We start from the raw sequence: 15,295 nt of genomic DNA on the forward strand, positions 1-15,295 counted from the left end.
GCAGTCGGTGATTAACCCCTGACTTGGAGATGGGACCACCAGGAACGAGCCCCCCCCAGTTCCTTTAGGCTGACCTCCTGATGGGCCAGTCGGGTCTCCGCAATCTCACGAAGCTTATCAGGCAAGGTCTTGATCCCGACCCGGGCATCAATCAGTTTGATGTTTTCAATCTGCCGGGTCGAAGCGTTGGCAATCTTATTCATGTTGGCATTCTCGCAGTTGACCAGCCGGTTGACTGAGTTCCGCATGTCACGAACAATCCGGACATTTTCAAACTGGAGCATCGAGTTGGTGGCCCCAATTAGCGACATGAAATTGGCAATTTTCTCCGCCTCCTTCAGGTAGACGATGAAGCCGCTCCGCCGAGCTGTCGTCTGGGCATTCAGGCCAAACTTATTCATCATCTGGGCGATCATCTCATTATGTTCCTCATACAGGGAATAGATCTCCAGGTGGTAGCGCGAGGTCTCGGGGTTATTGACCGAACCCCCGGCCAGAAAAGCCCCCCGCAGGTACGACCGAACCATCCACTCATCGTCAAGCAGCTCCAGCGGCACCCGCTCCTTGATCTGCAGGTTTTGTAAGATCCCCAGGTCATCGAGAACGTGCTGGGCCGCATAGCGCAGCCGAACGATATACTGGTTATTCTTCTTGAGCTTCATCTTGCGCCGCACCACGATCTCACTCTCAACATGATAGAACTCCTTGAGCAGGGAATAGATCCGCCGAGCGATTGCCGGGTTCTCCGTCTGGATATTCAAGACCAGCTGGTGGTTGGCCAGGGCGATACTACCATTCATCCGGATCAACGCCATCAATTCCGCCTGGGCGTTCTTCTGGTGAACCTTAATGGCCGTCAATTCCTTCTTTACTTCACTCGCGTACGACACAAAATTACCTCCTAGTCATGGACCTGGTGCAGGCGGTTGATCAGTTCAGCCACCACCAAGTCGCGGTCGTGAAAGGCCCCATTGTCCTTGAGGCGCAGGAAGTTGGAACTGATCACCCGGCAGCCCTGGTCGCGTAAGCCTTGGAAGTCATGCCCAACCGGCTGAGAGATCTCGTTCCATTCCTGAAAATCAATGTAATTCTTCGGTACCGGTCGGATGTTGACCAGGACCGTATTAATAAAGTTTTTACCGAGGTGGCGGTTGAGAACCCGGACATGGTCAGCATCGGTGAAGTGGTCGGTCTCTCCCTTCTGCGTCATGATGTTGCAGATATAGACAACCTCGGCCTTACTCTCACAGACTGCCCGTCCGACCTCGTCGATCATCAGGTTAGGCAGGATGCTGGTGAACAGGCTTCCCGGACCCAGAACGATCTGGTCAGCTTCCTTGATGGCCTGGATAACCTCAGGAACCGGCTTGGCCTGGTGGCCATCACCGTCATTAGCGGGAGTGACCCAGACCCGTTTGATCTGCTTGTGGGCCGCGGTAATCTCGGATTCCCCCCGTATGGTGGTCCCATCGGTAAACTCGGCATTCAGGGTTAGGGGCTCGTTGGCCACCGGGTAGATATGGCCGTTAATCTTCATCATCGCGGATAGTTCCTGGACAGCGGTGAAGATCCCGCCCTTCATCTCCGACAAAGCCGAGATAATCAGGTTACCGATGGCGTGGCCGGCGAAGAATTGGTCACGACTGTTGAAACGGTACTGAAAGACATCCAGTTCCAATTGCGGCAGCTCGGACAGGGCCACCAGGCCGTTACGGATATCACCAGGCGGTACCACGTTAATGTAGTTGCGCAAAATCCCTGATGAACCGCCATCGTCGGCGACCGTGACCACCGCCGTGATGTCGACGTCCTTATCGCGTAACCCGCGTAGGACAACCGGCAGGCCGGTCCCACCGCCGATCACCACAATCTTTGGTTTACGAAACATAAACTCCGCCTTCCTTCCTATTGGGCCTTGTCGACATCACGGTGGTAGAGGTTAACCTGATAACCGCTGTTTCGAAGGTCGTCAGCCAATCGATTGGCGATCGTGACTGACCGGTGTTGTCCCCCGGTGCATCCGATGGCAATCGTCAGGCTACTCTTACCCTCATGGATGTAGCCAGGTAGGGCACCCTTGATCAGCGCGGACAGGTGCCGGTAGAACTGCTGGGCCTCAGCACTCTTCATGACATACTCCTGAACCGCCTGGTCGTTTCCCGTCTGGTGCTTCAGTTCCGGAATATAGAAGGGGTTCGGCAGGAAGCGCACGTCCATGACAATGTCGGCGTCCAACGGTAGGCCGTATTTGAAGCCGAAAGACATCACCTCAACGTAGAAGTTACTGCCCTCACCGTGACCGAAAAGTTTGTTGATCCGCAGCTTCAGGTTCCGTGGGGTCAGGTTAGTCGTGTCAATGATCACATTGGCCCGGCTCTTCAGCTCGGTCAAAAGCTTCCGTTCCAGTTCAACCCCATCTAAGAGCCGGCCCTGGGGTGCCAACGGGTGAGCCCGCCGTGTCTCCTTGTAGCGGGAAACCAGGGTAACGTTATCCGCATCCAAAAACAGTAACCGTACCGCTAAGTCATCATGCTGGCGGAGCTTCTCCAGGCTTGGTAGGACCTTGCTGTGAAAGCCACGCGAACGCAGGTCCATCACCATGGCAATCTTGTCGAACTCCCCGGAATTTTTGATCACATCGACAAACTTCTCCGCCAGACTCGGCAGCATATTATCAATCACAAAGTAGCCGAGGTCCTCGAAGCTATGAACCGCCACCGTCTTTCCAGCGCCGCTCATCCCCGTGATGATTACTACCTGCATCTTTTCAGCCATTTATTTTTCCTCTCTTCTTTCAGGACTACCCAAGTATTGTACCACATCGAGCCGGGCGTGTCGTTAAATTACCCGGCTAAGCCCGTAGGTTATTATGGTGGAGATTTCCCCAGGTGATCGGGTCGACGTAAGGTTCCACATTGGCCAGTTTTAGGTCCTCATCGCCAAAGCATTTGATGTTGTGGGCTTGGAGAAGGGCCGCGGTCACCCCCATCCCCGGGATCCGATGGCCGGTAAAGTGACCATCATAGACCAGCTTGGTCCCGCAGGCCGGACTCTTCTGCTTCAAAAAGGAGACCGTCACCCCGTGGTCCTGGGCAATTTTCAGGACCATCCGGGCCCCCGCCAGGTATTCCTTAGTCACATCCTGACCGGCCCGGTTCACCACCACGGCTTGACCAGCCAGCACATCATCCCCAGTACCACCCTGAATCTCCGCTGGCAGCCGGGGTGTCCTAAAGCCGCCCATAATCTCCGGACAGACCGTGATCGCCTGCCCCATCGCTACCAGCTTCACCGCCAGGTCGTTGCGAGCGTTGCCACCATCGTAGCGGACGTTGAAGCCGGCCAGACAGGCACTAATTAGTATCATCGTCCTCATCTCCTTAAGTCAAGGATACATCAAAAGGGGGCTCCACCAACGCGGAACTCCCTTTTTGTTTATCTCTTCTTACGCTGCTTGGCCACGTGGGCTGTCATCAGCTCGCGGTCACGATCCAACATCTGCTTGAGGTACCTGCCGGTGTAGCTGCCCTTGACCTGGGCAACCTCCTCTGGCGTCCCGGTAGCCACAACCTGGCCACCGCCCTCACCGCCTTCTGGACCGAGGTCGATCAGCCAGTCCGCCGACTTAACTACGTCGAGTTCGTGCTCGATCACCAAGACAGTGTTGCCAGCGTCAACTAACCGTTGCAGGACGCCGAGCAGGCGCTTGATGTCGTCCATGTGGAGTCCGGTCGTCGGCTCGTCCAGGATGTAGAAGCTCTTGCCGTGGGACTGGCGGTGCAGCTCGGCCGCTAGCTTCATCCGCTGGGCCTCCCCACCGGACAGGGTGGTGGCCGGCTGGCCGAGGTGGACGTAGCCCAGGCCGACGTCCTCGATCGTCTGGAGCTTGCGCCGGATCTTCGGAATGGCACTGAAGAAGTCCAGGGCCTCGGAAACCGTCATGTTCAGTACCTCGGCGATGTTCTTCCCCTTGTATTCGACTTCCAGGGTCTCAGAGTTATACCGGGTCCCGTGGCAGACCTCACAGGGAACGTAAACGTCGGGCAGGAAGTTCATCTCGATCTTGATGATTCCATCCCCGTGGCAGGCCTCACAACGGCCGCCCTTAACGTTAAAACTGAACCGCCCCTTGGTGTATCCCCGTACCTTGGCCTGGTTAGTCTGGGCGAAGAGCTCGCGGATGTCGTCGAAGACCCCGGTGTAGGTGGCCGGGTTACTCCGCGGCGTCCGGCCGATCGGAGACTGGTCAATGTTGATGACCTTCTCGATGTTCTTGATCCCCGAGATCGACTTGTACTTGCCGGGCTTGGCCGAATTGTGGTTTAGCTTCTGGGCCAGGACCCGCTTCAGGATCAGGTTAACCAGAGTCGACTTGCCGGAACCGGAGACCCCGGTGACACAGATGAACTTGCCAAGCGGGAAGTCGACGTTGATGTCCTTGAGGTTGTTGGCCGCGGCGCCCTTGAGGACAATGTGCTTGCCATTACCGGCCCGGCGCTCGGTCGGTACCTCGATCAGCTTTTTACCGGACAGGTACTGCCCGGTCAGTGACTTGCGGGATCGCATGACCTGCTTCGGCGTCCCGGCGGCCATCACCTGACCACCGTTCTCGCCGGCACCGGGACCGATGTCAATGATGTAGTCGGCCGCCCGCATCGTGTCCTCGTCGTGCTCAACCACGATCAGGGTGTTGCCAAGGTCGCGCATCGCCTTGAGTGAGGAGATCAGCCGGTCATTATCACGCTGGTGCAAACCAATTGACGGTTCGTCCAGGACGTACATCACGCCAGAGAGGTTGGAACCAATCTGGGTGGCCAGCCGGATCCGCTGGGCCTCCCCACCGGAGAGGGTCCGGGCCGACCGACTGAGGGTCAGGTAGTCGACCCCGACGTTTTGCATGAAGGTCAGCCGGTCCAGGATCTCCTTTAGGATTGGCTTGGCGATCTGCTCATTCTGTTCGGATAGCTTAACACCCTTAAAGAAGTCGATTGCCTTGCTGATCGGCAGGTCGGAAACCTCACCGATGTTTTGACCGTCGATCTTCACCGCCAGGGCCCGCTCGTTCAGCCGGTAACCATGACAGGCCGGACATGGCAGCTCAGTCATGTACTTGCGCATCTGTTCACGGGTGAAGTCAGAGTTGGTCTCCTTGTAACGCCGGCTGATGTTGTTGATGACCCCCTCAAACGGCACGTCGACGTCCCGAATGCCACCGAAGTCATTCTCGTAATGGAAGTGGAACTTCTGGTCACCATTGCCGTAGAGGACCATCTTCTGCTGCTTCTTAGGCAACTTATTGAATGGGGTATCCATGTCGATGCCGACCGCCGTACAGAATTGCTCCAACAGCTGCGGGTAGTACTGGGAGGAAATCGGGTTCCACGGTACCATTGCTCCCTCGCTCAGGGTCTTGGTCCGGTCAGGGACAACCAGGTCGACGTCCACCTCAAGCTTGGACCCCAGGCCCTCACAGACCGGGCAGGCACCGATTGGGGCGTTGAAGGAAAAGAGTCGCGGTTCCAGCTCCCCCACCGTGAAGCCACAGATCGGGCAGGCATACTTCTCGGAGAACGGAATCGACTCACCGCCGATGACGTCGGCAATCGCGTAGCCGTCGCTCAGGCGGAGGGCCGCCTCGAAGGAGTCAAAGAGCCGGGACCGAATGCCGTCCTTGACGATGATCCGGTCGATCACCACGTTGACCGTGTGCTTCTTGTTCTTATCGAGGGCCGGAACCTCGTCTAAGTCATAGGTCTCATCATCGACCTGGACCCGGACGAAGCCCTCACGCTTGATCTTGTCGAAGACCTTCTTCTGGGTGCCCTTCTTGTCACGGACAATCGGCGCCAGGATCTGGAGACGGGTCCGCTCAGGCAATTGTAGAATCCGGTCCACCATCTGGTCTGGAGACTGGCTAGTGATCGGATTGTGGTCATTCGGACAGATCGGCGTCCCGGCACGGGCCCAGAGCAGGCGGAGGAAGTCATTGATCTCGGTGACCGTGCCAACTGTCGACCGCGGGTTGTGTGAGGTCGTCTTTTGGTCAATCGAAATGGCCGGGGAAAGGCCGTCAATCGAATCGACATCTGGCTTATCCATCTGGCCCAGGAACTGCCGTGCATAGGCGGACAGGCTCTCCACGTAGCGCCGCTGCCCCTCCGCGTACAGGGTGTCAAAGGCCAGGGAACTCTTTCCCGACCCCGACAGACCGGTGATCACCACCAGTTTGTTTTTGGGAATCGTCACATCAATGTTCTTCAGGTTATGGGCACGGGCCCCATGAATCACAATCTTATCGGTTGCCATTGCTTATCCCCCTCATTACTTATTCTTCTTGCCCGTCATCTGGGCCTTCAGCTCCATGACGGTATCACGCAGCGTGGCGGCCTGCTCGAAGTCCAACCGCTTGGCCGCGGACTGCATCTGTTCCGTCAATTCGGCCACCATCTTCTCCTGGTCGGCCCGCTTCAGCTTGGCAAAGTCCTTAGTCGTAAACTCAGTGCTGTCTTCGGTCTCACCGGTATCCTCGCTCGGCTTCGTGGCTGAGATCACATCCTGGATTGGCTTAATGATCGTCTTCGGTGTGATGTGGTGCTCCTCGTTGTACTTCTCCTGAATTGCCCGCCGCCGCTTGGTCTCGTCGATCGCCTTCTGCATCGACTCAGTGACCGTGTCGGCGTACATGATGACCGCCCCGTGTTCGTTCCGGGCGGCCCGGCCGATCGTTTGAATCAGCGACCGTTCGTTTCTCAAGAAGCCTTCCTTATCGGCATCGAGGATCGCGACCAGGGAAACCTCAGGCACGTCAAGGCCCTCCCGGAGCAGGTTGATCCCGACCAGGACGTCAAACTTGCCTAGTCGTAGGTCCCGGATGATCTGGGTCCGCTCCAGGGTCTTGATGTCACTGTGGAGGTACTTGACCTTCAGGCCGAGGTCCTTCAGGTAGTCGGTCAGGTCCTCCGACATCTTCTTGGTCAGGGTGGTGACGAAGACCCGCTCGTTACGCTCAATCCGCTTGTTGATCTCGCCGACCAGGTCATCAATCTGGCCCATTACCGGCCGGACTTCAATTGTCGGATCCAGCAGGCCGGTTGGCCGAATGATCTGTTGAACGACGTGGTTAGTCTGGTTTTCCTCATAGGGACCCGGGGTTGCCGACATGTAGACGACCTGGTTGACGTGCTTTTCAAACTCCGCCAGCTTCAGGGGCCGGTTATCTAGGGCACTTGGCAGGCGGAAACCATAGTTGATCAGCATCTGCTTACGGGCCCGGTCCCCGTTATACATCCCCCGCACCTGGGGCATCGTCTGGTGAGACTCGTCGACCACCATCAGGAAGTCCTTGGGGAAGAAGTCGAGCAGGGTGTACGGCGGCTCGCCGGGTTTGCGCCGGTCCATGTAGCGGGAATAGTTCTCAATCCCGTTGACGTAACCGACCTCCCGCATCATCTCGATATCGTAGCTGGTCCGCTGCTGAATCCGCTCGGCCTCCAGAAGCTTCCCCTGGTCCGTGAACTTCTTGACCTGCGTCTTCATATCGGCTTCGATCTCGGGCAGGGCCAGGTCCATGATGTCCTCGTTGGTCATGAAGTGGGTCGCCGGGAAGATCGAGACCTCCTCGCGGTCACCCTTGACCTCACCAGTCAAGGCATCAACCTCTCGAATTCGATCAATCTCGTCACCAAAGAACTCGATCCGCAGGGCGGTCTCCCCGTGCGATGCCGGGAAGATCTCCACCACGTCGCCGTGAACCCGAAAACGCCCCCGTTGGAAATCAATGTCGTTGCGGTCGTACTGGATCTTGACCAGGTCATTTAAGATGGTGTCGCGCTCGATCTCCTGGCCGACGTGCAGGGAGAGGACGCTGTTCTGGTACTCGTTGGGGTTACCAAGGCCGAAGATGCTGGAGACCGAGGCGACCACGATCACGTCGTTACGCTCCAGCAGGGCCGTCGTGGCAGCGTTCCGGAGCTTATCGATCTCGTCGTTGATCGAGGCGTCCTTCTCAATGTAGGTGTCACTGGATGGCACATAGGCTTCCGGCTGGTAGTAGTCATAGTAGGAGACAAAGTATTCCACCGCATTGTTGGGGAAAAACTTCTTCATCTCCCCGTAGAGCTGTCCCGCCAGGGTCTTGTTATGGGAGAGAATCAACGTCGGTTTATTCACGTTGGCAATCACGTTGGAGATCGTGAAGGTCTTCCCGGTCCCCGTCGCCCCCAAGAGGATCTGGGCCTTCTCACCCTGCTCAATCCCCTTGGTCAGCTCGGCGATCGCCTCGGGCTGATCCCCGGTCGGCTGGTAGTCCGAGACCAGGTCAAACTTCTTATCAGGCTGTCGATAAATCACTACTACATACCTCCCAATTAGCCGTTTACGTAGAAAAAGAGAAAGGTCACCCTTTCCCTTTATTTAACTATTAATCAGTTTATCACCCAAACATTTATTCGTCTATTGATATGGACCGACAACAAAAAGCCGAGAAGGAGGGCTTCTCGACTTTTTGTTCATTATTTAGGAATGCCGCTTCCGCAGGCCGAACAGGGTCAGACTTCCGGTGAACACGCCCAGGATAATGCTGAGCAAGGAACTGCTGTTACCGGTTTGTGGCAAGGCAACTTGCCCCCAACTGCTTGCTGGCTTGGCAACGGCTACTGCTTGGTCAGTTTGGACGGTGGCTGTCTGGGTTGCAAACCGAACGGCAGTTGGCTTTACACCAGTCATCTTTACTGTTGATTTCACACTGGACTGGCTGCTAGCCGGTGCGGAAGGGTGAGCAACGTTGGTTGAGGACGGTACCGTTGGCTGTTTAAGCGTGGCCCCATCTAATCGCATCGAAACACGTGGTGGGATAGCTGTCGGTTCCTCTGAGGGTTGACGACTGAACCGGTGTCGTCGGCTGGGCCGGATCAGTAGGTTGATGAACCAGGCTTGACGGCGTCACGCTGGCGCCTGGCGTACTGCTGGGCCCTGGTTGCGAACTAGAATCCGGCGTACTGCCGGAGCTTGGCGTATCCGAGTACCCAGGAATTTCAGGATATGCCCCAGGCCACCATGGCCAGTCGGTATTTGGTATACTGGTGGAATTCGAACCAGAATCTGGGTTTGGCGTGGTAGGAGCAGTAGGCTTTGCCGTCTTATCAGTATCTGGCTTTGGAGTTTCGGACTTACCAGGCGTCTTGCCTGTGTCTGACTTTGGCGTCTCTGACTTATCTGGCGTCTTACCAGTGTTTGACTTTGGCGCCTCTGACTTATTTAGCGTCTTGTCAGTATCTGACTTTGGAGTTTCGGACTTACCAGCGTCTGACTTGGTAGGAGTAACGGTCTTTGGTTGGCCGCCTCGTAAGTCCCATCGGTGACTCTCCCCACCATAAAAATCAACGGTTTGCGCGATCAGATTACCATCTGCATTAACGCCAGCCCGTAATGTTCCCTGTGGGTTAAGAACACTCCCCATCAGGTGACAACCATTCAGAGTGAGGTTAACTGACTGATCCCCAAAGTTCCATAAGAGGTGATTGGGATACCCATGGCTTTCATTAGCACCGATACTACCGTTGTCATCATATACCAGCTTGGTCTGTGTGTTAAAGTTCAACTGTGACGGTGTATTTTTCACATTGAGGATCACTACCGGGCCATTAGATTGGCGGCTCAACCCCTTGACGGTGATCGGTTAAGGAGCCTCCATAATATCAACCGGAACACCCACAAAGGTAACGTTGTCGTCAATACCACTAACGTCGATTGATCGGTTGTTCATGTCCTTGAGGTCCACCTTAACCCCTGCTGTTTGCTGATGGCTGGCATAGGTTGCTGCCAAGTTGGTCAACTTGACGAATTCAGCATCAAAGTCAATGAAGTTACCGATGTGCTGAACATTGTTTGCCTTGAGGTGATCCAGCCGGGTTCCATTGACAAATACCTGGCCATTCTTAATTTCTAGACTCTCGTATGCTTTATCGCCAAAGATTGCCTTGTTATTACCAGTGCGGAACGCTTTGGGGCCTAGGTTGTCGAGGGAGTCAATATAGTAAATGTCCTCTTCACCACAATTAGATGACTGGCCCCGCGTCCCAAACTCAGGACCGGAGATAAGGTGCGCGGTTGCGATGTTCCCGTTAACATCCGCACTGATCTTGACTTCCTTAGCAAAGATGTGGAAGTTCTCTGCCCGTGACAAGAGGTCATTATCCACTTGTGGCAGCTTAGCCTTAGGTGTAGCGCTCTCCGGAGTTACCGTCTTCTTCGTTGACGCGACAGGTAATGCTGCCGCCGCGCCTTCCTTAGCGGCTCTCTTAACATCTGATACCACATTTGATGCCGCACTTTCTTGGCTTGCTACCTCTGATTTTACAGCACCCGGAGTTTCTGATGCAGCTACACTACTAGCTGCTGCCGGTTGACTGGCTGGTGCCGCGGTCTGCATAATGTCCACCGCCCCTTTTGTCACAGCGGGTTGGTTATGATCGGCACTGGCCACACTAGCCATGCCCAGCGTAAAAGTAGCAATCGCTACTGTCAGCCATAGTTTTCCCGCTTTATATAGCTTATAGTGTTCAGATTTTTCGCGCTTACTCAAGCTTAATCTCCTCTGTATTTTATTAATGAGGCTGATATATCATTGATTTAAAAATAAAAAAGACAACTGTCCTATGTTGTCCCCACAACTACCAAGTTGTCTTAGAAAGGATATACTCTTCATGAACTATGATATCAACTTTTGACTGGAATCAAGGATCCTTATTTAAAACCTGGCAAACCTTTCGCCCTACTCTAAAAAGGCCCGCTGGTCAGTTAGGATTGTCGTTGTCGATCTATTTTAACTTTACCGTAACCTTATCCATGACTTGTTTCCCAAAGCGGCTATCGTAGCTAATCATTTCCACGTTGTCGTCCAGGCGTATCGGGCACTTCAAAGTACCCGACTTAAGGTAATGAAAGAATATGGGCCCAATACGCATGAATACCGTGCCCTAAAACATTACTGGAAGCTATTAATGGCCAAGGAAAGCCAATTAGATTATCTACACTACTATTCCCGACGTAACTTTCGCTATGCCTGGTTATCCAACCAAGAAGTCGTTAACCGATTACTTAGCTTCTCTCCAGATTTAAGAGCCGCTTACGAGTATTATCAAGATCTGATCACCGCAATTGATCAACGTAGTCAGGCATTATTAGACCGGCTAATTAAACAACGGGACTTACCAATTACCTTGAAACGAGTTAAACGAACGCTCCGTAAACATCGCCAAGAGATTATCGCCAGTTTCTACACTCGGCTAACTAATGGGCCAATTGAAGGTACTAATAATAAAATCAAAGTGATCAAGCGGACGGCCAACTTTTTCCATTTCCGGACTCGAATTCTCGTTTCATTGAAAAACACTAATCTCATGATTCGTGAAATACCAAAAAAGAACTAGACCAATTACCAAAGTGGCTTAGTCTAAGTTCTCAAAAATCTCTTCATCCTTACCGATTGACAAAGAGCCATTTAAATCACCGTTAATTGACAAAAGGCGGTACTAGCCGCAAATTATCGCGTCTAGTACCGCCTTACTTAATTTCAGAATTTATTCTTCGGCAAATGTCTGCAAAGCCTTCTCAAAGTCAGCTAACTTAGCATTGGCCTTGTCAAGGGAGTCCGCACTGGTACCGATATAGAACTTCAGCTTTGGTTCCGTCCCGGATGGCCGAATGGCGATCCAGGTCTCATCATCCAAGACGTAGCGCAGTACGTTGGACTCTGGGATTCCCAGCTCACTGACCGTACCATCGGCCGTCGTCTTGGTGCCCTTGGCGAAGTCTTCGGTGACCATGACCTTGTGACCAGCGAAGTCTTGTGGCGCCTCCTCACGGAACTTCTTCATCAGGCCCTGGATCTTGGCCGGACCGTCAACCCCGGCGTAGGTGTTGGCGATCGTCTTTTCACGGAAGTAACCGTACTTCTTGAAGAGTTCCTGCAGACCGTCATACAGGGTCATGTTCCGGCTCCGGTAGTAGGCAGCCACCTCGGCCAACAGGGTCAGGGATTGGATGGCATCCTTGTCCCGGACGAATGGCTTAACCAGGTAGCCATAGCTTTCTTCAAAGCCAAACATGAAGGTATGGTCAGCCTTGCCAGTCTCGTACTGGTGAATCTGGTCGGCGATCCACTTAAAACCGGTCAGGACGTTGATCATTGATACCCCGTAGCTCTCGGCAATCTTCGTCGCAAAGTTGGTGGAAACGATCGACTTAACTGCTGCAGCGTTCTTCGGCAGGGTACCGGCCTGCTTGTGGGCCTCCAGGATGTAATGGAGCATGATCGAGGCAATCTGGTTCCCGGTCAGCAATTGGTATTCGCCATCCGGTTGGCGAACCGCGCAGCCCAGCCGGTCGGCATCGGGGTCGGTGGCGATCAGGACGTCGGCGTCGATCTGCTTACCGAGCTTGATGGACCGCACAAAGGCCTCCGGGAACTCTGGGTTCGGGTGCTTCAGACCTGGGAAGTCGCCGTTTGGTTGGGCCTCGGTTGGTTCGATCGTGAAGTTGGTAAAGCCAGCTTGACGCAGGGCCCGTTCACCCAGCATCCGGCCCGTCCCGCAGAGTGGCGTGAAGACAAACTTCATGTCCTTACCGTATTTCTTGGCCAGTTCAGGGTTGACCGTGACTTCCTTGGCGTGTTGGAGGTAAGCGTGGTCAACGTCTTCGCCCATCACCGTCTCCAGGCCGCTGTTAAGCATTTCCTGTTCGTCAGCCAGCTTGATGTCGAAGATGTCGGTAATCTTGCGGATGTAGCCAGTCATCATGTCGGATTCCTTCGGTGGCATCTGGCCACCGTCTTCACCGTAGATCTTGTAACCGTTGTATTCATTTGGGTTGTGACTGGCCGTGATCATAATCCCGGCGTAGGTATGGTTGTCACGAACGGCAAAGGACAGCTCTGGGGTTGGCCGTACATTGTCGTAAATGTAGACCTTGATGCCGTGGGCACCCAGGACCCGAGCCGAATCATGGGCAAAGCGGTAGGAGTGGTGACGGGAGTCGTAGCCGATGGCAACCCCACGCTTCTTAACGTCGTCCCCCAGGGAGTCCATCAGGGTTGCTAACCCTTCGGTGGCTTGGCGAACGGTGTAGATGTTCATCCGGTTGATCCCCGGGCCCATCAGGCCACGCATCCCCGCCGTTCCAAATGACAGGGGACCGTAGAAGGCATCCTCGATCTCCTTGTCATCGCTCATGGCGTCTAGTTCTTGCTTCAACAGCGGATCGAGGTCCGTTTGTTTTTTCCAAACTTGGTAGGTATCTTTCCAGCTCACAGTGAAGTCTCCTTTACTATTTTCTCTGCTGTCTAGTATACCGCAGATTACTTTTGTTGGGAAAGTTTACTGATTGTTTTACTAAACTTTTACCTGGTACTGATTAGGTCGGCGGTTTCCCGGTCGGAGAGGCCAAACGTCTGCTGGATCTTTTGCGCAATCTCGGCGTCGGGAACGTCCATCAGTTTGAGCATGGTGACCGTCTTCTTAATTGTCATGGTCTGACCCTCCATACGACCCTCCGCACGGATGTCCTCATCATGAAACATCATGTGAGTTTTGTTATCCATATACTCCTTCCTCCATTCCGTATCTTTACTCAGGACATTGATGTAGTCCCTCAATTCGTCAACATAGTGATCATCCTTTACATTCTTATTATCTACGTATTCAAGGAAGTTGCACAAGTCCTGGTCAACATCATTTACTGTTCCTTTAGTATTAAGGAAGATCGCCGTACGTCCATCCCCCATCGCCAGCGCCTTGTCCTGGCTGCAGTAGTTCCTAAACTCGTACTTATGCAAGCCCTTGTCATAGGGATCGAAGGGACATATGAAGATCACGTAGGACTGCCGCAGTTTAGCGTACGGTTGCCCGTGTCGCAACATGTCACCATCGATCCGGCCCTGATAATAACGCACCCGCTGCGGTAGCCCCCGGGTATGGCGGACCTGCATGTCGATCTCGTACACTACGCCATCCTGGTCCTTGGTGTAGACATCGAAACGGACACCACGACTGATGGTGTTCTCCTGCACGGCCTTCTGGAGTGTGGGAAACTCGATCCGCTCAATCCGCAGTTCTGGCAGAATAATCTGAATCAGATGCTGGCAGAGGTGCTTATTGCTCATTACGCTGCCGAAGACAAAGTCCTCCTGAATACTGATCTCTTCCATGGTAGTTCCTCCTAGTATCTAGTTACTCTATTAGATACGAGAAAACACCAAAAAAGCACCAACCAATCCTGGCCGGTGCTGATCGTTACTTCATGGCGTTGATGTATTGGTAAACCTGCTGCCCGGCAATGGCGCCATCGCCAACCGCTGTGGCAATTTGACGCAGCGGGGTCTCACGAACATCCCCGATGGCAAAGATGCCCGGCACGCTGGTTTTCATCTGGGTATCAGTCTTGACCCAGCCCTGGTCATCGAGGATCCCCAGGTCCTTAAATGCAGCGGTCATCGGCAGACTGCCGACATAGATAAAGATACCGTCCGCAGCCAGCTCACCGTCCTTACCAGTGACATTGTTATGGGTCTTGACCCCGGTCACCTTAACCTGATCACCGACGATATCAGTAACACTGGTATTGAAGACGAATTCCATCTTATCATTCTTGCGAGCCTCATCTTGCAGCAACGGTTGGGCGCGCAGGTGGTCACCACGAACGAGGACCGTCACCTTGGCAGCCAGCTGGGTCAGGTACATCCCCTCCTCAACTGCGGAGTCACCGCCGCCAACTACAACCAGGTCACGACCCTTGAAGAAGGCCCCGTCGCAGACTGCACAGTAGGAAACACCCTTACCACTGAACTCCTCCTCACCAGGAACGTCGAGGTGCCGCTGGGTTGATCCGGTGGCGATCACGACCGCCTTGGCGACGAAGGTTTCACCCATGTCGGTGGTGATTTCCTTGGTCGTCCCCTTGTCAACCAGCTTGGTAACTGTTCCGTAAGCGTACTCGGCACCGAATTGGGTGGCTCCGTCGTACATCTGCTTGGCCAGTTCAGGTCCCTGAACACTCTTAAAGCCAGTATAATTCTCAATTGAAGCCGTGTTATTCAGGTTACCACCATAGATTCCCCGATCCAACATCACCACGGACAGGTTGGCCCGGGAAGCATACATGGCCGTCGTCATCCCACCAGGACCGGCCCCGATCACAACCACGTCATAGTTCTTTGTCTCTGCCATCTGTTTTTCCTCCCGTCATTAATTCTTAAACTCATCATACCGATGATCGTTAATTTTGTCTATCATTATGCTTA

12 protein-coding genes and 1 pseudogene are annotated in these 15,295 nt (G+C 54.1%); 1 reads left to right on the forward strand and 12 read right to left on the reverse strand.

Annotated elements, in window-relative coordinates; genetic code table 11:
• The 9 genes and pseudogenes from whiA to FD34_RS04945 form a co-directional block, all read right to left on the reverse strand.
• Positions 1-890, reverse strand: a pseudogene (whiA, locus tag FD34_RS04910) (DNA-binding protein WhiA); the annotation flags it as partial.
• An 11-nt stretch (positions 891-901) separates the two neighbouring features.
• Entirely contained in the window at positions 902-1,888 is a 987-nt protein-coding gene (locus FD34_RS04915) for a gluconeogenesis factor YvcK family protein (RefSeq protein WP_057807338.1), read from the reverse strand.
• 17 nt (positions 1,889-1,905) lie between these two features.
• Positions 1,906-2,775 carry an RNase adapter RapZ gene (gene rapZ, locus FD34_RS04920; protein WP_057807340.1) on the reverse strand — a complete coding sequence of 290 codons (870 nt, stop codon included), beginning with the start codon at positions 2,773-2,775 and terminating at the stop codon, positions 1,906-1,908.
• A 76-nt stretch (positions 2,776-2,851) separates the two neighbouring features.
• Positions 2,852-3,367, reverse strand: a complete 516-nt coding sequence (locus FD34_RS04925; protein ID WP_057807343.1) for a 2-thiouracil desulfurase family protein — start codon at positions 3,365-3,367, stop codon at positions 2,852-2,854.
• Between the two features lie 68 nt (positions 3,368-3,435).
• On the reverse strand, positions 3,436-6,306 hold the full coding sequence (gene uvrA, locus FD34_RS04930) for an excinuclease ABC subunit UvrA (RefSeq protein ID WP_057807345.1): 2,871 nt from the start codon (positions 6,304-6,306) through the stop codon (positions 3,436-3,438).
• 15 nt (positions 6,307-6,321) lie between these two features.
• Positions 6,322-8,349: an excinuclease ABC subunit UvrB gene (gene uvrB, locus FD34_RS04935; RefSeq protein ID WP_057807347.1), complete on the reverse strand. Its 2,028-nt coding sequence runs from the start codon at positions 8,347-8,349 to the stop codon at positions 6,322-6,324.
• Positions 8,350-8,514: 165 nt separating this feature from the next.
• Positions 8,515-8,742: an LPXTG cell wall anchor domain-containing protein gene (locus tag FD34_RS04940; protein ID WP_162255397.1), complete on the reverse strand. Its 228-nt coding sequence runs from the start codon at positions 8,740-8,742 to the stop codon at positions 8,515-8,517.
• 67 nt (positions 8,743-8,809) lie between these two features.
• Positions 8,810-9,631, reverse strand: a complete 822-nt coding sequence (locus tag FD34_RS08910) for a choice-of-anchor A family protein (protein ID WP_420814150.1) — start codon at positions 9,629-9,631, stop codon at positions 8,810-8,812.
• Positions 9,632-9,676: 45 nt separating this feature from the next.
• Positions 9,677-10,582, reverse strand: coding sequence for a KxYKxGKxW signal peptide domain-containing protein (locus FD34_RS04945; protein ID WP_057807351.1), 906 nt, complete (start codon positions 10,580-10,582; stop codon positions 9,677-9,679).
• Positions 10,583-10,841: 259 nt separating this feature from the next.
• On the opposite strand from FD34_RS04945, the gene FD34_RS08435 reads away from it, so the two are divergent.
• Positions 10,842-11,429 carry a transposase gene (locus tag FD34_RS08435; RefSeq protein ID WP_083479878.1) on the forward strand — a complete coding sequence of 196 codons (588 nt, stop codon included), beginning with the start codon at positions 10,842-10,844 and terminating at the stop codon, positions 11,427-11,429.
• Between the two features lie 150 nt (positions 11,430-11,579).
• Here the strand turns inward: FD34_RS08435 and FD34_RS04955 are convergent, their stop codons facing one another.
• From FD34_RS04955 to trxB, 3 genes are all read right to left on the reverse strand, one after another.
• Positions 11,580-13,307, reverse strand: coding sequence for a phospho-sugar mutase (locus FD34_RS04955; protein WP_057807352.1), 1,728 nt, complete (start codon positions 13,305-13,307; stop codon positions 11,580-11,582).
• Positions 13,308-13,396: 89 nt separating this feature from the next.
• The gene (locus FD34_RS04960; protein ID WP_057807355.1) at positions 13,397-14,203 is read right to left on the reverse strand and encodes an Rpn family recombination-promoting nuclease/putative transposase; all 807 of its coding nucleotides are present in this window, start codon (positions 14,201-14,203) and stop codon (positions 13,397-13,399) included.
• An 85-nt stretch (positions 14,204-14,288) separates the two neighbouring features.
• The gene (gene trxB / locus FD34_RS04965; protein ID WP_057807357.1) at positions 14,289-15,221 is read right to left on the reverse strand and encodes a thioredoxin-disulfide reductase; all 933 of its coding nucleotides are present in this window, start codon (positions 15,219-15,221) and stop codon (positions 14,289-14,291) included.
• Positions 15,222-15,295 lie beyond the last annotated feature (74 nt).

The sequence above is a fragment of the Limosilactobacillus pontis DSM 8475 genome (assembly GCF_001435345.1).
Classification (GTDB): domain Bacteria; phylum Bacillota; class Bacilli; order Lactobacillales; family Lactobacillaceae; genus Limosilactobacillus; species Limosilactobacillus pontis.